This is a genomic window from Burkholderia sp. Bp9012 (genome assembly GCF_003853825.1).
Taxonomy (GTDB): domain Bacteria; phylum Pseudomonadota; class Gammaproteobacteria; order Burkholderiales; family Burkholderiaceae; genus Burkholderia; species Burkholderia diffusa.
In genome coordinates this window covers 13,998-30,831 of the sequence record NZ_QTQA01000010.1, presented here as the reverse complement: position 1 = coordinate 30,831, position 16,834 = coordinate 13,998, and the positions used below count along the sequence as shown (strand labels likewise).

Below are 16,834 nucleotides of genomic sequence, written 5' to 3'. Positions count from 1 at the left end.
GGTGACGGCGACCATAGAATGCCGACGTTAACGGATTCTTAAGGACCGGATTTTTCCCCGCCGTGCTTGATGCCGGTCGGTTTCTACGGTTATCGTGCGCCAATGGACGCCATGTCCCGACCAAAAGGAACGCGACACCATGCGGGTGTTACTCGTGGAAGACGACAAGCTGATCGGCAGCGGGGTGGAGGATGGCCTGATCGAGGCCGGCATGACGGTCGACTGGGCGCACGATGGCAGGCATGCGCAGCTCGCGCTCGAAACCACGCCGTATGACCTCGTCGTGCTCGATCTCGGCCTGCCCCGCATGTCGGGAGTCGAATTGCTCGACTGGCTTCGCAAGCGCCGCGACCATACGCCGGTGCTGGTCATGACCGCGCGCGACACGGTGGCCGATCGCGTGAGCGGCCTGAGCGCGGGCGCCGACGACTACATCGGCAAGCCGTTCGACCTGACCGAACTGATCGCCCGATGCCGTGCGCTCGTGCGACGCTCGCAGGGCCGCAGCACCGACACGATCGAATACGGCGACCTGTCGGTCGATCCTTCGTTGATGACGGTGACGCGCGGCACCGAACGGATCGCGCTGACGTCGCGCGAATGCGCATTGCTGGTCGAACTGCTGGCGAATCAGGGCCGCCCGCTCTCGCGTACCCAGCTCCAGGACAGCCTCTACGGCTGGAACGAAGAAATCGAAAGCAATGCGATCGAAGTGCATGTGTCGAATCTGCGCAAGAAACTGGGGGCCGAATTGATCCGCACGATTCGAGGTGTCGGCTACGTGGTGGAGAAAGCGTCGTGATGCGCTCGATCCGGCAACGGCTGACCTTACTGGTGCTGTCGGGTGTCGTGGTGGTCTGGGCGTATTCGCTGGTGTCGAGCTATCGCCAGGCGATTCACGAAGCGGAGGAATGGGACGAAACCCGCCTCGAGCAGATCGCAAGAGCGTTCGTCGCGCTCGATGCGTCCGATCTGCCGGTCTTCGCGGACATCGTCCTCGGCTCGGGGGAAGACAACGATGGCGACAACGATGCATCACCGCGAATGCTGTATCAGATCAGTGATGCGGGCGGACGAATCCTGGCCGCCAGTCCGGGGCTCGACTCGCTCGATCTGCCGGTGTTGCCCGCTGCCGCATCGAGCCCGATCCGGTTCGGCAATCCGAAATGGCACGCGTACGTGCTGACCGATGCCGCGCGCGGCCGCACCGTGCGCATCTTCGAACAACGCACGCACCGTTCGGACTTGTCCGCGGAGGTGGCGCGCCGTGTCGCCCGGCCGCTCGCATTCGCGTTGCCCGTGCTGGCCGTGTTGATCTGGCTGGCGATCGGACGCAGCCTGACGCCACTACGGACGCTGTCGGAGGCAATCGCCGCACGTTCCCCCGACAGCCTCGATGCAATCGGCACGAAGGGCATTCCCGACGAAGTGCGGCCGCTGGTTGCAGCACTGAACACGTTGCTGCAACGTTTGCGAGGCTCGCTCGATCGCGAGCGCGCATTCACCAGCGACGCCGCGCACGAGCTCAAGACCCCGCTCGCCGCGCTCAAGGTTCAGGCACAGGTCGCGCTTACCGCACGCGATCCGGACCGTCAGCGGCGCGCGATGCAACGGGTGGTCGAGGGCGTAGACCGAAGCACGCATCTGGCGGACCAGTTGCTTGCACTGGCGCGACTTGACGAAACCGTCCCGATGCCCGGCGAGGACGTCGATCTCGCACGCGTGGTGCAGACTTGCATCGACGACCACCAGGCGCGCGCGGATCGCAAGCAGATGTCGCTGATTTCATGCGTCGGCGGTCCGGTTATCGCACATGCATCGTCGACGCTTCTGCGCGTCCTGCTCGACAATCTCGTCGATAACGCGATCAAGTACGGTCGCGAACAAGGGCGCGTCGAAATCACGTCGTGGCAGGATGCCGGCGCGATCTGCCTGCAGGTACGGGACGACGGACCCGGCGTCTCGGAAGAAGATCTGTCCCGACTGCAGGATCGCTTCTTTCGCGGCGCGGATCACGACGAAAGCGGCAGCGGCCTGGGGCTGTCCATCGTCGCGCGCATCGTGGCAAAACTCGGCGGGAGTCTGACGTACATCGACGGGTTGAACGGCAACGGGTTCGGCGTGCGCGTGACGTTGCCGTCATCGGCGTGACCGACGCGGCGATTCCGGGTCCGCCCCTGTCTTTCACATCCGATGCGTTCGACGACGTGAAGTTAACGTTGCCTTCAGTTTGGCGGAGCATGCTGTCTCTACGGCAGAAGAGGTGTCCTCGGATGCCGGCCCTGTTCACTGGAGGTCGAGATCATGAAATTCGCAATCCGTACCATCGTGCTGGCGGCGGCCATCATCCCCGCATTCGCATTGGCAGCTCAATCAGGCAGCGGCCTGACCCGAGCGGAAGTCCGCGCCCAGATCACGCAGGTCGAGCAGGCCGGTTACAACCCGGCCCGCAAGGACATTCACTATCCGCAATCGATCCGGCAGGCCGAGGCACGCATCCGGTCTTCCGAATCGACGCCGCAGGCCGATGTGTCGGGCTATGGGCCTGCATACGGGGCGGGGGCCGACTCGGGAGCCGCGATCCCGAATCATGCCGCGGCGCCTCGGTTGTACACGCATCATTGACGGCACACGCCGCGAGCGTCGGGACACCCACGTTCAATACGACTTGCCGGCAACGGTCGCCGACTCGAGCTCACGCGTGATGATCCGGGTGCCGGCGGTATCCGCGACCGGCTTGACCAGACCGACGCCTGGCGCGCGCCAGTCGTCGGCGGCCGACGTGCTGGTCAGCGCCGGATTGTGGAACGTCTCGGTGGTCTGATGGTGACACGCGTTTTCGAACACCTTGCCGTGCTTCAGGCTGACCGTTTCTCGCGCGACGTACGCGCCGCCGTCTGGACACCGCCTGACGGAAAGACGGGCTATCCACGTTCGATGAACAGAAGCCGGCGTGCGTCCAATACGCCGGCGTCCGAATCCCCAGGGTGAACCGGTTAGGTAATTTGGTGCGCCGGCGCGCACTGCGAGGGCAACCGCCGCCGCCGGCGCCGGCTCATGCACTGAAATGGGGAATGCAGTTCGCCGGAATTCCTGTCTGGTGCCGGCGCGGCAAGCGTTACACGGCGATGGCCCGGTTTTTGCTGGAGTTGTTTTGGCCGCGCAACGGTTGCGCGCTGCCCGACGACATACCAGACAAGGAAGATTCACCGTGAGCCCGACGACTCGACCGTTCCCCCGCCGCACCTGGCTGGCTGCGCTGATCGCAGCCCCCGTGATGGCGCTGTTCGCTGCTGCGCCGGCCCATGCCGACGCGCTCGACACCATCGCGAAAAGCGGCGCGCTGCGCGTCGCGGTGCCTGAAGACTATCCGCCGTTCGGCTCGGTCGGCACGGACATGCAGCCGCAGGGCTACGACATCGACATGGCTGAACTGCTCGCCAAATCGCTCGGGGTGAAGCTGAAGCTGGTGCCCGTCAACAGCGCGAACCGGATTCCGTATCTGACGACCAACAAGGTCGACATGGTGATCTCGTCGCTCGGCAAGACGCCGGAGCGCGAGAAGGTCATCGACTTCTCGACGGCGTATGCGCCGTATTTCCAGGGCGTGTTCGGGCCGGCGGACGTGAAGGTGAGCGCGCCCGCCGACCTGACCGGGAAGACGGTCGGCGCCACGCGTGGCGCGCTCGAGGAGATCGCGCTGTCGCAACTCGCACCGAATGCGACGATCAAGCGCTTCGAGGACAACAACGCGACGATCCAGGCATTCCTGTCGGGGCAAGTGCAACTGATCGCCGCCGGCAACATCGTCGCTGCGGCGATTCTCGCGAAGAATCCGCCGCGTCGGCCCGAGGTCAAGTTCGTGATCAAGAACTCGCCGTGCTTCGTCGGCGTCAACAAGAACGAACCGCGCCTGCTCGCGAAGATCGACGATGCGATCGCGCATGCGAAGCAGGACGGCACACTGGGTGCGATGTCGAAGAAGTGGCTCGGCCAGCCTTTGCCGGCCGGCCTGTGACGAATCGCCGTGCCGCCTGATACCTCGCCGCGGCCGTCACCGCCGGCGCGGTGGGCGTCATTGTCAGAACCCGAATTTACTCAATCGTCATGAGCTATCAGCTTCAATTCGGCGAGCTCGCCGAATACGCCGGCGTGTTCGCGAGCGGCGCGGCGATCACGCTTGCGCTGACTGCGGTCGCAACCGTGCTCGGCGTGGCGATCGGCGTGCTCGGCGCGGCCGCGTACAGCGCCGACGCGCCCGCGGCCGTGCGGCTGCGCCCGCTGATCGGCGCGTACGTCGAGGCGATCCGCAATACGCCGTTCGTCGTCCAGCTGTTCTTCATCTTCTTCGGATTGCCCGCGCTCGGCGTGCACATCGACGAATATACGGCCGCGATTCTCGCGATGACGCTCAATCTCGGCGCGTACTCGGTCGAGATCGTGCGCGCGGGTGTCGCCGCCGTCCCGAACGGGCATCTGGAGGCGGCATCCGCGCTTGCGATGTCGCGCGCGCAGATGCTGCGCCACGTCGTGCTGCCGCAGGCGCTCGCCAAGGTGTTTCCCGCGCTCTCGAGCCAGATCGTGATCACGATGCTCGGTTCGGCGGTCGTGTCGCAGATCTCGGTGGCCGATCTGACCTATGCGGCGGGCTACATTCAGTCGCGCAACTTCCGCGCATTCGAGACGTATTTCGTCATCACGCTCGCGTATCTGGCGATGGCGCTGCTGCTGCGTGGCGCGCTCGGCACGATGGGGCGCCGCCTGTTCTCCCGCCGCGTACGAGGTGCGCGATGACCGATTTCACGTTCGGGCAGATTCTCGCGAACCTGCTGCTGGCCGCGCGCTGGACGATCGTGCTGTCGATCGTGTCGTTCGTGTCCGGCGGCCTCGTCGGCCTCGGGCTGCTCGTGATGCGCGTGTCGGGTTCGACGGTGCTGCGCGGCTGCGCGAAGCTGTATATCGAGATATTCCAGGGCACCCCGTTGCTGATGCAACTGTTCATCGTGTTCTTCGGCCTGCCGCTCGTCGGGCTCGACGTTCCGCCGTGGGTCGCGGCCACCGCGGGGCTGACGTTCTTCACCAGCGCGTATCTCGCGGAAATCTGGCGCGGCTGCGTCGAGGCGGTGCCGAAGGGGCAGTGGGAGGCGTCGGCGAGCCTGGCCATGAGCTACGTCGAGCAGTTGCGTCACGTGATCCTCCCGCAGGCCGCCCGCATCGCGATCGCACCGACGGTCGGCTTCGGCGTGCAGGCCGTGAAGGATACGGCACTGGTATCGATCATCGGCTTCACCGAGCTGACGAAGGTCGGCATCGCGATCTCGAACGCGACGTTCCGGCCGTTCGTCGTGTATGGCCTCGTCGCGCTGATCTATTTCGCGCTCTGTTATCCGCTTACCCGCTATGCGCGCACGTTGCAAAGGAGATGGCATGCCGCTCGTTGAAACCCGTGGTCTCGAAAAGAACTTCGGCACCCATCATGTGCTCAAGGGCATCGATTTCTCCGTCGAGCGCGGGCAGGTCGTATCGATCATCGGCCGCAGCGGTTCGGGCAAGAGCACGCTGCTGCGCACGCTCAACGGGCTCGAGAGCATCGACGCGGGCACGATCTCGATCGACGGCGAACGCGTCGACGCGCGGCACGCGGACCTGCGTGCGCTGCGGCTCAAGGTCGGGATGGTGTTCCAGCAATACAACCTGTTTCCGCATCTGAGCGCCGGGCAAAACGTGATGCTGGCGCAGTCCGTCGTGAAGAACACGCATCGCCAGCAGGCGCGCGCGATCGCGGAGCTGATGCTCGAACGCGTCGGCCTCGGCGACAAGTTCGACGCGTTCCCGGAGCAGCTGTCGGGCGGCCAGCAGCAGCGCGTCGCGATCGCGCGTGCGCTGGCGATGAAGCCGAGCGTGCTGCTGTGCGACGAAATCACGTCCGCGCTCGATCCCGAACTCGTCGGCGAGGTACTGGGCGTCGTCGAGCAACTCGCGCGCGAGGACATGACGCTGATCATGGTCACGCACGAGATGAACTTCGCGCGTGCGGTGAGCGACCGGATCGTCTTCATGCACCAGGGCAGGGTGTGGGAGAGCGGGACGGCCGAAGAGATCTTCGAGCGGCCGCAGACGGTGGAATTGGCGCGCTTTCTGGGCAGCGTCCGGAACACGGAAGCCGTTGCGCGCTGAGCGGCCACGCCTGCGCGGTGCTGACATCGTCGCCCGGATCGCCGACAATCCGGCGTGTGCGCCGCGCCCGCGCGCGCCGAGCCGCCCGAGAGAGTCCTCCATGTCCGGAATATCCATCAGGTCCGCCAGCCTCGACGATGCGCAGGCGATCGCCGATTTTCACGTCAAGGTCTGGCGGCATACCTATCGCGATCTCGCGCCGGCGCAAGCACATGCCGCCCTCGACGAGCAGTATCGCGGCAGGAAATGGCGGGAGAAGCTGGCGTCGAACGAGCGCGACCAGCTGGTGCTCGTGGCGCAATCCGGTTACCGGATCGTCGGCATCGGAGCAGCCGGCGCGCCGTCGGAGCCGATTTTCGGCGGCCGTGGCGAAATCAAGTTTCTTTACGTCGATCCCCTCTTCAAGCGCCGCGGCATCGGCCGCATGCTGCTTGCGCAACTCGCAACGCATCTGCAAGCGTTACGGTATCCGGGCGCCGCGTTGAGTGTCGTCAAGGGAAACGCGGCCGCGATCGCGTTTTACGAGGCGTTGAACGGCCGGTTCGCGGGCGAGTACGTCGATGCGGGGCCGATCTGGCGTTCGCAAAACATCGTCATGGTGTGGGACGACTTCGCGAGCCTCGTTTCCTGACGTCCAGCCCGACCGCAAGCGAGCGCGCGCATTACGCGAGCCGCGCGCGCAGCCACGTGGTGAACGCGGTCACGAGCGGCGTCTCGGTCAGCTCGTGACGCGTGACGAGATAGTACGCATGACGTGACGGCACCGTTTCGCTGAACGGCCGCACGAGCGTGCCGTCGATCAGGTCGTCGCGTACCGACAGGCTGTCGCCGAGTGCGACGCCCTGGCCGTGCACCGCGGCTTCGACGCCGATGTGCGCGTTGCCGATCTCGAGGATGCGGATGCCCGGCAGCCGGTCGGCTTTCGCTTCGGCCAGCCAGCGCATCCACGAGCCCGCGTGCTCGCAGAACAGCGTGCGCCCCGCGAGATCCTGCACCTTGCGGATCGCATCGCGCCCGTTCATCAGCGCGGGGCTCACGACCGGGAACAGCGCCGGATGCTCGAGCAGCTCGACGTGCCGGTTGCGCCAGTTGCCTTCCCCGTAGCGGATGCAGACGTCGACATCCGGCGAATAGATCTCGCGCTCGTCGTTCGACGGAATCACCTTCAGATGGATGCCCGGATAGCGCTCGAGAAAATCGCCGATGTGCCGGGCGAGCCAGCGCGATGTCAGCGACAGCGGCGTCGACACGACGAGATCGCCGACGGCGGCCGGCGAATCGAGCCTGACGGTGGCGTTCGCGATGATGTCGAACGCCGTGCCGACAGGCTCCAGCAGCGCTTCGCCTTCGGGCGTAAGCTTCACGCGCGCCTTTGATCTGACGAATAGGGCGACGCCGAGCGTGCTCTCGAGAATCCGGATCTGGTGGCTCACCGCGCTCGCGGTCACGTGCAGTTCGTCGGCGGCGGCCGATACGCTGCCGCGCCGGGCGGCGGCCTCGAACGCGCGAAGCGGGTTCAACGGGGGGAGGCGGTTGCGCATCGGCGGGCGTGTCGGCGAGGACGGTGCTGAGAAAAATTTCATTTAAGCGGATTCAATTTCTCGCTACAACAAAAAAAATTGAATGCCTACAGTGAGGGCACTCCAACCGAGACGAGGTCGTCCGCAATGAGCCTTACCGAACCGATCGAGCGCCTGTGGGGCGGTCGCTTCCAGTCGAAACCGTCCGAGGCGCTGCAGAACCTGTCGCGCTCCGATCCGAGTTTCTACCGACTCGTCCCGTACGACCTGGCAGGCTCCCGCGCGCATGCACGCGAGTTGAACCGCGCCGGCATCGTGAATGACGACGAGCTCGCGCAGCTGCTGGCCGCGATGGACGGCATCGCGCGCGACCATGCGGCCGGTGCGATCGCGCCTTCGCTCGCCGACGAGGACGTGCACACGTTCCTCGAACGCGTGCTCACGCAGCGGCTGCCGGCGCTCGGCGGCAAGCTGCGCGCCGGGCGCTCGCGCAACGACCAGGCGGCGAACGACCTGCGTCTGTACCTGCGCGACAAGGCGCGCCAGCTCGTACGCGGCGTGCTCGACCTGCAGGATGCGCTGGTCGGCCAGGCAAGCCGGCACATTGACACGGTCACCGCCGGCTTCACCCACCTGCAGCCCGCGCAGCCGATCGTGTTCGGTCATCAGCTGCTCGCGCATGCGCAGTCGCTGTATCGCGATGCCGACCGCCTGGTCGACTGGGACCGCCGCACCGCACGCTCGCCGCTCGGCGCGGCCGCGCTGGCCGGCTCGGCGATCTGCGTGCACCCCGATCTTTCAGCGCAGGAGCTCGGTTACGACGCGCCGTGCGAGAACTCGATCGACGCGGTGGCCGCGCGCGATCACGTCGCCGAATTCGCGTTCGTCACCAGCATGCTGGCGGTTGATCTGTCTCGCCTGTCGGAAGAAGTGATCCTGTGGACGTCCCGGCAATTCCGCTGGGTGGAACTCGACGACGGCTACGCGACGGGCAGTTCGATCATGCCGCAGAAGAAGAACCCGGACATCGCGGAACTCACGCGCGGCAAGGCGGGGCGCCTGATCGGCAACCTGACCGGCCTGCTCGCGACGCTCAAGTCGCTGCCGCTCGCATACAACCGCGATCTCGCGGAAGACAAGATCGCCGCGTTCGATTCGATCGACACGCTCGAACTCGTGCTGCCCGCCATGGCGGGGATGATCCGCACGATGCGCGTCAACGTCGACGAGATGCGCCGCCAGGCGCCGCTCGGCTTCACGCTCGCGACCGAGGTCGCCGACTGGCTGGCGCTGTCGGGCGTGCCGTTCAGCGAGGCGCACGAGATCACCGGCGCGCTCGTGCGCGCGTGTGAACGCGACGGCATCGAGCTCGCGGATGCCAGCACGGAGCAGCTGCAGGCCGTCGACGCGCGCCTCGCACCGGCGGTGCGCGCGCATCTGACGCTCGACGCGGCCGTCGCCGCTCGCGGCGGCGCCGGCGGCACGTCGCCCGCGCGCGTGCGCGAGCAGATCGGCCGCCTGAGCAACGCGATCGAACGCCAGGCCGCGTGGGCGGCCGACTACCGGGGGCCATCATGCTGAGCGCATCCGATTCGCACCGTCTCCACGGCGCACCGGCCGCGGCCGTCGCCGCGGCGGACGACACCGCCGCACTCGTGCGCGTGCGCCGGCGCTACTGGGGCCGCTATGTCGCGTCGATCGCGATCATCGCCGCGCTCGCCTACGTGGCGCTCGCGTTCGCGCGCGGGCAGATCGAATGGCGCGTCGTCGGCCAGTTCCTGACCGCGCACTCGATCCTGACCGGCCTCGGCAACACGATCGTGATGACCGTCCTCGCGATGACGCTCGGCATCGTGCTCGGGGTCGTCACCGCGGTGATGCGGCTGTCGTCGAACCCTGTGCTCGGTGCGATCGCGCAGGGCTACATCTGGCTGTTCCGCGGTACGCCGGTGATCCTCCAGCTACTGCTGTGGTTCAACCTCGCGCTGGTGTTTCCGACGCTCGGCATCCCGGGGATCGCCGAGTTCCGGACCGTCGACGTGATGACGCCGTTCCTCGCGGCGGTGCTCGGGCTCGGCATCAACCAGGGCGCGTATACGTCGGAAGTCGTGCGCGCGGGGCTGCTGTCGGTCGACACCGGCCAGTACGAGGCTGCGAAATCGATCGGCATGGCGCGCCTGCAGGCACTGCGCCGGATCATCCTGCCGCAGGCGATGCGCGTGATCGTGCCGCCGATCGGCAACGAGCTGATCGGCATGGTCAAGCTGACGTCGCTCGCGAGCGTCGTGCAGTACGCCGAGATGCTGCACAACGCGCAGAACATCTACTACGCGAATGCGCGCGTGATCGAGCTGCTGATCGTCGCGGGCATCTGGTATCTCGCAGTCGTCACCGTGCTGTCGTTCGCGCAGGCTCGTGCCGAACGGCGCTTCGCACGCGGCGCAGGCCGCGCGGCGGGCCGAAAATGAGCGGCACGACCCACAACCGTAAGGAGAACGTGATGACGAACGCGGTCGTTCGCGCGGTCGACGTGTGCAAGTCGTACGGCGATTTCCAGGCGCTGCACGGTATCACGCTCGACGTCGCGCAGGGCGAAGTGCTGTGCATCATCGGGCCGTCCGGCTCCGGCAAGAGCACGTTCCTGCGCTGCATCAACCAGCTCGAGACGATCAGCGCGGGCGCGCTGTGGGTCAACGGCGAGCTGGCCGGTTACCGGCGCACGGGCAACCGTCTCCACGAGCTGTCGGAGCGTCAGGTCGCGCGCCAGCGGCTCGCGACGAGCATGGTGTTCCAGCGCTTCAACCTGTTCCCGCACAAGACCGCGCTCGAAAACGTGATCGAAGGCCCCGTGCAGGTGCTCAAGCGCCGCCGCGTGCAAGCAGAAGAAGAGGCCCGCGCGCTGCTCGCGCGCGTCGGCCTTGCGCACAAGTGTGACGCGTTTCCGGTCGAGCTGTCGGGCGGCCAGCAACAGCGCGTCGCGATCGCGCGGGCGCTCGCGATGCATCCGCAACTGATCCTGTTCGACGAACCGACGTCGGCGCTGGACCCCGAGCTCGTCGGCGAAGTGCTGGCCGTGATGCGCGATCTCGCGAAGAGCGGGATGACGATGATTGTCGTCACGCACGAGCTCGGCTTCGCGCGCGAGGTCGCCGATCGCGTCGTATTCATGGACGCCGGACGGATCGTCGAGAGCGGGCCGCCCGACCAGGTGCTGTCCGCACCGACGCATGCGCGCACCCGCGACTTCATCTCGGCCGTGATTGCCTGAGCGGATCGCGCCGCCGACGAGACGTGCAACGCAGCACCGCGGTACCCCCTTACACCACCACGACAAGGCGACACCCCATGAAAGCATCCGTCCTGACCCGCACGCTGGCCGCTGTCGCATTCGGCGCCCTCGCGCTTCATGCGTCCTTCGCGGTCGCCCAGGCCGCGAACGTCAAGCGCACGCTGAACGTCGCGATCGTGCCGAACTACCCGCCGTTCGAATACAAGGACCCGGCGACCGACAAGCTCGCGGGCTTCGACGTCGATCTCGGCGAGGCGCTCGCCGCGAAGATGGGCGCGAAGCTGAACTGGGTCGAGACGAGCTTCGACCAGATGATGAGCGCGGTCGCGACGCAGCGCGTCGACATGATCCTGTCCGGCATGACCGACCTGCCGACGCGCCGCGATGCGGTGACGTTCGTCGACTACATCGAGACGGGGCCGCAGTTCTACGTGCTGAAGACGCGCGCGGGCGAGTTCGCGCAGATGGGCGCGCTGTGCGGCAAGCGCGTCGGGTCGAGCCGGCGCACGTCGTTCCCGGACAATACGACGGCGTGGAGCGCGGAGAACTGCGTGAAGGCCGGCAAGCCGGCAATCGTGGTGGTCGGCACCGACGGCTCGTCGGATGCGCGCATGCAGCTGCGCCAGAACCGCATCGACGCGGCCGTGCAGGGCGGCGAGACGCTGCCTTACCAGAACAGCCTCGAGCAGAACGCCTACGCACCGGTCGGCAAGCCGTTCATGTCGCAATACACGGGCATCGGCGTCGCGAAGAGCAACACTGCGCTGAGCAGCGCGCTGACGACTGCGCTCAACCAGTTGATCGCGGACGGTTCGTACCAGAAGATCCTGGCGAAGTGGGGACTGCAGGAGCACGCGGTGACGAAGGCGATGATCAACGGCACGCACTGAGCGCGCGATGACGGACCTGGCTCCCCGGTGGCCGGACGCGAAGCGCGCGTGCGTCGCGCTCGCGTTCGATCTCGACGGCCCGACCGGCGACGCGATGCTGAACGGGTCGATCTGGCGCAACCCCGCGTATTTCACGCTCGGCAGCTACGGGCCGTGGCGCGCGCTCGGCCGGCTGCTCGACGTGCTCGCGTCGTTCGACCTGCCCGCGACGTTCTTCGTGCCCGCGTGGGTCGCGCGGACCTGGCCCGCGCAATGCGCGGCGATCGTCGAGCGCGGGCACGAGATCGGCTATCACGGCTACCGCCACGAAGCGTTCTGGACGCTCGAACCCGAACGGCAGCGCGAGATCATGGCGCAGTCGGCCGAGATTCTCTACCGTACGCTCGGCGTGCGGCCGGTCGGGTTCCGCACGCCGTCCGGCGACTGGAGCGCGGCGACAGTGAGCGTGCTGCGCGAAGCCGGCGTGCGCTATTCGAGTTCGATGCGTGGCGACGACCGTCCATACCTGCTGCCCGGTGCTGACGGCGAGCCGCCGCTCGTCGAGATTCCCGGCCGCTGGGAAACCGACGATTACGCGTCGCTCGCATATCACCGCAACCCCGACTATCCGGCCGGGCTCGACCGGATTGCCGGCTACGATGCGACGCTCGACAACTGGACGCGCGAATTCGACGGTATATACCGCGAAGGGCTTTGCCTGACGACGCTGCTGCATCCGAAAGTCTGCGGCAAGCCCGGCCGCCTCGCGCTGCTCGAAGCGTGGTTCGAACACATGCGCGCGCGGGACGGCGTCTGGTTCGCGCGCTGTCGCGAAGTGGCCGACTGGTGGCTCGCGCAGCACTCGCCCGACACGCAATCGACACAACGGAGCGGCCTGTGACGACACTTCCTGCCTGGCCGGACGGCGCGCGTTGCGCGATCGCGATCACGGTAGATTTCAACGACATACACGGTATCCAGACACGCGAGCCGCGTATCGTCGGCCGCGAGAAATCGCTGTCGGTATGGCGCTACGGCGCGACGCGCGGCGTCGATCGCTTGCTCGATGCGTTCGATGCATTCGGTGTGCCGGCGAGCTGGTTCGTCCCGGGCATCGTCGCCAAGACGCATGCGGATGCGGTGCGCGAGATCGACGCTGCCGGCCATGAACTCGGCGTGAGCGGCTATCGCTGCGAAGACTTCGACGCGCTGCCGCTCGCCGCGCAGATCGACGCGTGCCGCACCGGGCGCGCGGCGCTCGCGGACACGATCGGCCGCGACGTCGAAGGGTTTCGCTCGTTCACCGGCAACTGGGCCGACGGCTTCGCGGACTGGCTCGTCGCGGAAGGCTTCACGTGGTCGTCGTCGTGGCGCGGCGACGATCTGCCGTACGTGCATCCGCGCGGCGAGGGCCACGCGGACGGTGCGCGGCTCGTCGAGCTGCCGCTGCACTACGAGCTCGAGGACGAGCCGTACTTCGAGTTCAACCTGTCGCCGCCCGTGCCGAGCGGCCAGCCGCGCATCGCGGCGTACCGTGACGTGCTCGACAACTGGCGGCGAGACGTCGACGGGTTTCGCCGCTTCGGGCTGTGCTGCGTGCTGCGCCTGCATCCCGAGATCATCGGCACCGCGGGGCGCATCGACTTGCTGCGCGCGTTGCTGGCGCATCTGCGCGACGCGGGCGACGTCTGGTTCGCGACCGGGCGCGACATCGCGCGCTGGTGGCGCGCGCAGGTGCCCGTCAATCCGCCGGGCCATCCGGTCGACGTGTTCGCGCATTGCGTGGCGGACGAGTCGGCACGATGAAGACGGTGACGGAAACGCGTGCCACGCAGCTCGCGGCGTTCGTCGCGCGGACAGACGCCAATGCATTGCCAGACGATGTCGTCGCGAAGGCGAAGCGTCATATCCTCGACACGCTCGGCGCGGCGCTGGCCGGTACCTCCGCGGTCGAGACACGCAGTGCGCGCGCGCTGACCGGTACGGTCGCGCATGACGGCGCGACACTGTGGGGCACACGACGGGCCGCGGGCGCACGCGATGCAGCGTTCGTGAACGGGATCGCCGCGCACGCGCTCGAGCTCGACGATTCCGGCGGCTGCGATCATTCGGGCGCGGTCGTGGTGCCAGCGGTGCTCGCCGCGCTATCGTGCGCGGACCGCCCCGTCACCGGCCGGGAATGCGTGGCGGCGATCGTGCTCGGCTACGACGTCGGCCGGCGCGTGCTCGAGGCGGCTGGCGGCTATTCTGCGCACAACGGTGCCGGCTGGCACTCGACGCTCAGCTGCGGCGTGTTCGGCGCGGCGGCAGCAAGCGCACGCGTGCTCGGGCTCGACGCCGCGCGCACGCGCGACGCGCTCGGCCATGCGGCGAGTTTCTCCGGTGGCTTGTGGGGTTTCATCCATGACGGATCGCAGACGAAGCGGCTGCACGCCGGGCGGGCGGCGGAGGGCGGCGTGCTCGCGGCGCTGCTGGCACGCGAAGGCGTGAGCGGCCCGGCCAGTGTGTTCGACGACGTCTGGGGCGGCTTCTTCACCACGTTCGCCGCGCAATCGCATGCGCCCGACGCATTGACCGACGGCCTCGGCGTGCACTGGAAACTGATGCGCTGCTCGATCAAGCCGCACGCGTCGTGCCGCAGTGCGCATGCGGCGGTCGACGCGGCGCTGAAACTGGCCGAAGGTCGCACGTTCGAGGCCGGCGAGATCGAGCGGGTGGTCGTGCGGGCGAGCGCATTCGTGGCCCGGATGTGCGGCGGCCGCGACCTGTCGACACTGTCGTCGTCGCAGATGAGCCTGCCGTACGCGGTTGCGGCAGCGCTTGCGTTCGGCGACACCGGAATCGGCGCTTATCGCGACGACAGGCGCACGGATTCGCGCGTCACCGCGCTGCTCGCGCGCATCGCGATCGAGGTCGATCCGGCACTCGGCGATCTCGACGAGCCGACCGTCATCCTGCATCGCGCGGACGGGCGGCGGCAATCGCATCACGTGCCAATCGCACTCGGCGATCCACGCAATCCGCTGTCCGATGCGGCACTGCTGGCGAAGTTTCGTGCACTGGCGGGCATCGCGCTCGTCCCCGCGCAGGTCGATGCGCTGAGCGACACGTGCCTGTCGCTGGAGCGGTTGCCGGACGCGCGGGTGTTGAACGCGTTGCTCGCGGCCGATGAAGGCGATTCACCTACCACGCCGAAATTCCGCCCATAACGCCCCGTTTCCGGAAACGTTCCTTGTCGGTTCCGCACTAATTCACGCGCCGCTCCGGTCGTTATCGTGGCATCGGTCTCGCACGTGCCGCCTTCGATCGGCTGGACACGCATGCGTCGCATGCAACGGTTTCGTGCTCAACGCTTCCCTCATCATGATCAGGAATTTCAGCATTCGCGTCCGGCTGGCGCTGGCGATGGGCTTTCTCGGCGTACTGCTCGTCACCGGCGGCATCATCGGTGTCATTGGCGTAGCGATAAGCAACGACGATGTGAAGACGCTTTATTCCGACCGGCTCGCATCGTCGGAGGCGCTCGGGCAGGCGAATGTCGCGCTGTCGAGAACCCGCCTGTGGCTGTATCGCATCGCGCTCGATCCGAGCAGTCCCGACGTGCCGCAGGAAACCGCGACATCCCGGGAACTGCTGGCCGTGTCGAAAAAGGCGTGGGACGCGTATCGCGCGCTGCGGCTCTCCGGCCCCGAAGAAGCGCGCCGCGCGGCCGACGCGAACACGAAGTTCAACGCGCTCGTCGAGAACGGCCTCGAACCGATGTTCAGCGCCATTGACGCGCGCGATCCCGTGAAAATCCCCGACGTCTGGCGGCACATACCGCCGTCGCTGTTCATCGACGTCTCCGACGCGATGGACGCGCTCGGCCGAATCCAGATCACGGCCTCCCGGGTCACGTTCGATGCCGCGCAGGCGCGTTTCCACTGGTTCGTCGGGATCGCGATCGCCGGCATCGTGGTCGCGCTCGGCGCAGCCGTACTCACGTGGTGGTCGCTTCAGCGCGCGATCGGTGCGCCGCTTGCGCACGCACTCGACCATTTCAGCGCGATCGCCGGCGGCGACCTGACGACGCGGATCGATGTCGATTCGACCGACGAGATGGGGCAACTGATGACCGGCCTGCGGACGATGCAAGGCAAGCTGCTGCAGACGATTCGCGTGGTGCGGGAAGGCTCGCACTCCATCGAGACGGCCGCGCACGAGATCACGGCCGGCAACATGGACCTGTCGCAACGGACCGAAGAGCAGGCCGCGTCGCTGGAGGAAACGGCCGCCTCGATGGAGCAACTGACTTCGACGGTTCGCCAGAATGCCGAGAATGCGAAGCAGGCGAATCAGGTGGTGCAAGACGCGGCGTTGCTGACCGAAGAGGGCAATCAGGCGACGCAGGAAGTCGTCAACACGATGCGCGGCCTGTCGGAAGCGTCGGGCAAGATCGCCGAAATCATCTCCGTCATCGAAGGCATCGCATTCCAGACCAACATCCTGTCGCTGAATGCGGCGGTCGAAGCGGCGCGGGCAGGCGAGCAGGGCCGCGGATTCGCGGTCGTCGCAGGCGAAGTGCGATCGCTCGCCCAACGCAGCGCCACGGCGTCCCGCGAGATCAAGGAACTGATCACGGATTCGCTGAGACGCGTCGAGACCGGTGCGCGACAGGTCGATCGCGCGACCGGGACGATGGCGGATATCCTGACGTCGGTGCAACGCGTGCACGTGCTGATGGGCGAGATTGCGGCCGCGTCCGACGAGCAGTCCAGAGGCATCGAACAGGTCAATCAGGCCGTGACGCAAATGGATCAGGTGACCCAGCAAAACGCGGCGCTGGTTCAGCAGGCGTCGGCGGCCGCGCTGTCGCTGAAGGAGCAGGCGGGGCAGCTGGAGGCGACTGTCTCGGTCTTTCGGATCGGTTCCGCGCAGGCTGATTCGTGATCCCGGGCGGCCGTCTCGATCCACATGGCCAGTAACATGGCGAGCAGCCT

19 protein-coding genes are annotated in these 16,834 nt (G+C 66.9%); 17 read left to right on the top strand and 2 right to left on the bottom strand.

What is annotated here, in order from left to right; genetic code table 11:
• Positions 1–139: 139 nt before the first annotated feature.
• The 3 genes from DIE11_RS15285 to DIE11_RS15275 all read left to right on the top strand — a co-directional run bounded on the left by DIE11_RS15285 (position 140) and on the right by DIE11_RS15275 (position 2,625).
• Positions 140–802, top strand: a complete 663-nt coding sequence (locus DIE11_RS15285) for a response regulator transcription factor (RefSeq protein WP_059602812.1) — start codon at positions 140–142, stop codon at positions 800–802.
• Positions 802–2,151: an ATP-binding protein gene (locus DIE11_RS15280; RefSeq protein WP_185633770.1), complete on the top strand. Its 1,350-nt coding sequence runs from the start codon at positions 802–804 to the stop codon at positions 2,149–2,151. Before DIE11_RS15285 ends, DIE11_RS15280 begins: the two co-directional genes overlap by 1 nt.
• A 153-nt stretch (positions 2,152–2,304) precedes the next feature.
• A complete protein-coding gene (locus DIE11_RS15275) occupies positions 2,305–2,625 on the top strand; it encodes a DUF4148 domain-containing protein (RefSeq protein WP_124625154.1) in 321 nt (106 codons plus the stop codon).
• 33 nt (positions 2,626–2,658) lie between these two features.
• On the opposite strand, the gene DIE11_RS15270 is transcribed toward DIE11_RS15275, so the two are convergent.
• Positions 2,659–2,847 carry a hypothetical protein gene (locus tag DIE11_RS15270; protein WP_260437119.1) on the bottom strand — a complete coding sequence of 63 codons (189 nt, stop codon included), beginning with the start codon at positions 2,845–2,847 and terminating at the stop codon, positions 2,659–2,661.
• Positions 2,848–3,074: 227 nt separating this feature from the next.
• Here DIE11_RS15270 and DIE11_RS36335 point away from each other — a divergent pair, with 227 nt between their 5' ends.
• The 6 genes from DIE11_RS36335 (at position 3,075) to DIE11_RS15245 (ending at position 6,808) form a co-directional block, all read left to right on the top strand.
• The gene (locus tag DIE11_RS36335) at positions 3,075–3,215 is read left to right on the top strand and encodes a hypothetical protein (protein ID WP_185633766.1); all 141 of its coding nucleotides are present in this window, start codon (positions 3,075–3,077) and stop codon (positions 3,213–3,215) included.
• Positions 3,212–4,018 carry a transporter substrate-binding domain-containing protein gene (locus DIE11_RS15265; RefSeq protein WP_059681031.1) on the top strand — a complete coding sequence of 269 codons (807 nt, stop codon included), beginning with the start codon at positions 3,212–3,214 and terminating at the stop codon, positions 4,016–4,018. Before DIE11_RS36335 ends, DIE11_RS15265 begins: the two co-directional genes overlap by 4 nt.
• Before the next feature lie 89 nt (positions 4,019–4,107).
• Positions 4,108–4,794: an amino acid ABC transporter permease gene (locus tag DIE11_RS15260; RefSeq protein WP_059536410.1), complete on the top strand. Its 687-nt coding sequence runs from the start codon at positions 4,108–4,110 to the stop codon at positions 4,792–4,794.
• Positions 4,791–5,441 (top strand): amino acid ABC transporter permease, encoded by a 651-nt coding sequence (locus DIE11_RS15255; RefSeq protein ID WP_124625151.1) that lies wholly within the window; start codon positions 4,791–4,793, stop codon positions 5,439–5,441. The genes DIE11_RS15260 and DIE11_RS15255 overlap by 4 nt, the downstream gene beginning before the upstream one ends.
• The gene (locus tag DIE11_RS15250; RefSeq protein ID WP_059681034.1) at positions 5,428–6,177 is read left to right on the top strand and encodes an amino acid ABC transporter ATP-binding protein; all 750 of its coding nucleotides are present in this window, start codon (positions 5,428–5,430) and stop codon (positions 6,175–6,177) included. Before DIE11_RS15255 ends, DIE11_RS15250 begins: the two co-directional genes overlap by 14 nt.
• The gene (locus DIE11_RS15245; RefSeq protein ID WP_260437118.1) at positions 6,167–6,808 is read left to right on the top strand and encodes a GNAT family N-acetyltransferase; all 642 of its coding nucleotides are present in this window, start codon (positions 6,167–6,169) and stop codon (positions 6,806–6,808) included. The genes DIE11_RS15250 and DIE11_RS15245 overlap by 11 nt, the downstream gene beginning before the upstream one ends.
• Before the next feature lie 31 nt (positions 6,809–6,839).
• On the opposite strand, the gene DIE11_RS15240 is transcribed toward DIE11_RS15245, so the two are convergent.
• The gene (locus tag DIE11_RS15240) at positions 6,840–7,718 is read right to left on the bottom strand and encodes a LysR substrate-binding domain-containing protein (protein ID WP_124625148.1); all 879 of its coding nucleotides are present in this window, start codon (positions 7,716–7,718) and stop codon (positions 6,840–6,842) included.
• Positions 7,719–7,844: 126 nt separating this feature from the next.
• Here DIE11_RS15240 and argH point away from each other — a divergent pair, with 126 nt between their 5' ends.
• The 8 genes from argH (at position 7,845) to DIE11_RS15200 (ending at position 16,784) form a co-directional block, all read left to right on the top strand.
• A complete protein-coding gene (gene argH / locus DIE11_RS15235; RefSeq protein WP_124625145.1) occupies positions 7,845–9,278 on the top strand; it encodes an argininosuccinate lyase in 1,434 nt (477 codons plus the stop codon).
• The gene (locus tag DIE11_RS15230) at positions 9,272–10,165 is read left to right on the top strand and encodes an amino acid ABC transporter permease (RefSeq protein WP_124625142.1); all 894 of its coding nucleotides are present in this window, start codon (positions 9,272–9,274) and stop codon (positions 10,163–10,165) included. The genes argH and DIE11_RS15230 overlap by 7 nt, the downstream gene beginning before the upstream one ends.
• On the top strand, positions 10,162–10,965 hold the full coding sequence (locus DIE11_RS15225) for an amino acid ABC transporter ATP-binding protein (RefSeq protein WP_124625139.1): 804 nt from the start codon (positions 10,162–10,164) through the stop codon (positions 10,963–10,965). Before DIE11_RS15230 ends, DIE11_RS15225 begins: the two co-directional genes overlap by 4 nt.
• 77 nt (positions 10,966–11,042) lie before the next feature.
• Positions 11,043–11,876 carry an ABC transporter substrate-binding protein gene (locus DIE11_RS15220; protein ID WP_124625136.1) on the top strand — a complete coding sequence of 278 codons (834 nt, stop codon included), beginning with the start codon at positions 11,043–11,045 and terminating at the stop codon, positions 11,874–11,876.
• A gap of 7 nt (positions 11,877–11,883) precedes the next feature.
• Positions 11,884–12,756: a polysaccharide deacetylase gene (locus DIE11_RS15215; protein WP_124625132.1), complete on the top strand. Its 873-nt coding sequence runs from the start codon at positions 11,884–11,886 to the stop codon at positions 12,754–12,756.
• On the top strand, positions 12,753–13,661 hold the full coding sequence (locus tag DIE11_RS15210; protein WP_124625129.1) for a polysaccharide deacetylase: 909 nt from the start codon (positions 12,753–12,755) through the stop codon (positions 13,659–13,661). Before DIE11_RS15215 ends, DIE11_RS15210 begins: the two co-directional genes overlap by 4 nt.
• Positions 13,658–15,064 (top strand): MmgE/PrpD family protein, encoded by a 1,407-nt coding sequence (locus tag DIE11_RS15205; protein ID WP_124625126.1) that lies wholly within the window; start codon positions 13,658–13,660, stop codon positions 15,062–15,064. The genes DIE11_RS15210 and DIE11_RS15205 overlap by 4 nt, the downstream gene beginning before the upstream one ends.
• A gap of 154 nt (positions 15,065–15,218) precedes the next feature.
• A complete protein-coding gene (locus DIE11_RS15200; protein ID WP_124625122.1) occupies positions 15,219–16,784 on the top strand; it encodes a methyl-accepting chemotaxis protein in 1,566 nt (521 codons plus the stop codon).
• Positions 16,785–16,834: the final 50 nt, after the last annotated feature.

Bases quoted from the DNA above. Each gene is read 5' to 3' on its own strand.
- DIE11_RS15285 (WP_059602812.1), top strand. From the start codon at position 140: ATGCGGGTGTTACTCGTGGAAGACGACAAGCTGATCGGCAGCGGGGTG.
- DIE11_RS15280 (WP_185633770.1), top strand. From the start codon at position 802: ATGCGCTCGATCCGGCAACGGCTGACCTTACTGGTGCTGTCGGGTGTC.
- DIE11_RS15275 (WP_124625154.1), top strand. From the start codon at position 2,305: ATGAAATTCGCAATCCGTACCATCGTGCTGGCGGCGGCCATCATCCCC.
- DIE11_RS36335 (WP_185633766.1), top strand. From the start codon at position 3,075: ATGCAGTTCGCCGGAATTCCTGTCTGGTGCCGGCGCGGCAAGCGTTAC.
- DIE11_RS15260 (WP_059536410.1), top strand. From the start codon at position 4,108: ATGAGCTATCAGCTTCAATTCGGCGAGCTCGCCGAATACGCCGGCGTG.
- DIE11_RS15255 (WP_124625151.1), top strand. From the start codon at position 4,791: ATGACCGATTTCACGTTCGGGCAGATTCTCGCGAACCTGCTGCTGGCC.
- DIE11_RS15250 (WP_059681034.1), top strand. From the start codon at position 5,428: ATGCCGCTCGTTGAAACCCGTGGTCTCGAAAAGAACTTCGGCACCCAT.
- DIE11_RS15240 (WP_124625148.1), bottom strand. From the start codon at position 7,718: ATGCGCAACCGCCTCCCCCCGTTGAACCCGCTTCGCGCGTTCGAGGCC.
- argH (WP_124625145.1), top strand. From the start codon at position 7,845: ATGAGCCTTACCGAACCGATCGAGCGCCTGTGGGGCGGTCGCTTCCAG.
- DIE11_RS15230 (WP_124625142.1), top strand. From the start codon at position 9,272: ATGCTGAGCGCATCCGATTCGCACCGTCTCCACGGCGCACCGGCCGCG.
- DIE11_RS15225 (WP_124625139.1), top strand. From the start codon at position 10,162: ATGAGCGGCACGACCCACAACCGTAAGGAGAACGTGATGACGAACGCG.
- DIE11_RS15220 (WP_124625136.1), top strand. From the start codon at position 11,043: ATGAAAGCATCCGTCCTGACCCGCACGCTGGCCGCTGTCGCATTCGGC.
- DIE11_RS15215 (WP_124625132.1), top strand. From the start codon at position 11,884: ATGACGGACCTGGCTCCCCGGTGGCCGGACGCGAAGCGCGCGTGCGTC.
- DIE11_RS15205 (WP_124625126.1), top strand. From the start codon at position 13,658: ATGAAGACGGTGACGGAAACGCGTGCCACGCAGCTCGCGGCGTTCGTC.
- DIE11_RS15200 (WP_124625122.1), top strand. From the start codon at position 15,219: ATGATCAGGAATTTCAGCATTCGCGTCCGGCTGGCGCTGGCGATGGGC.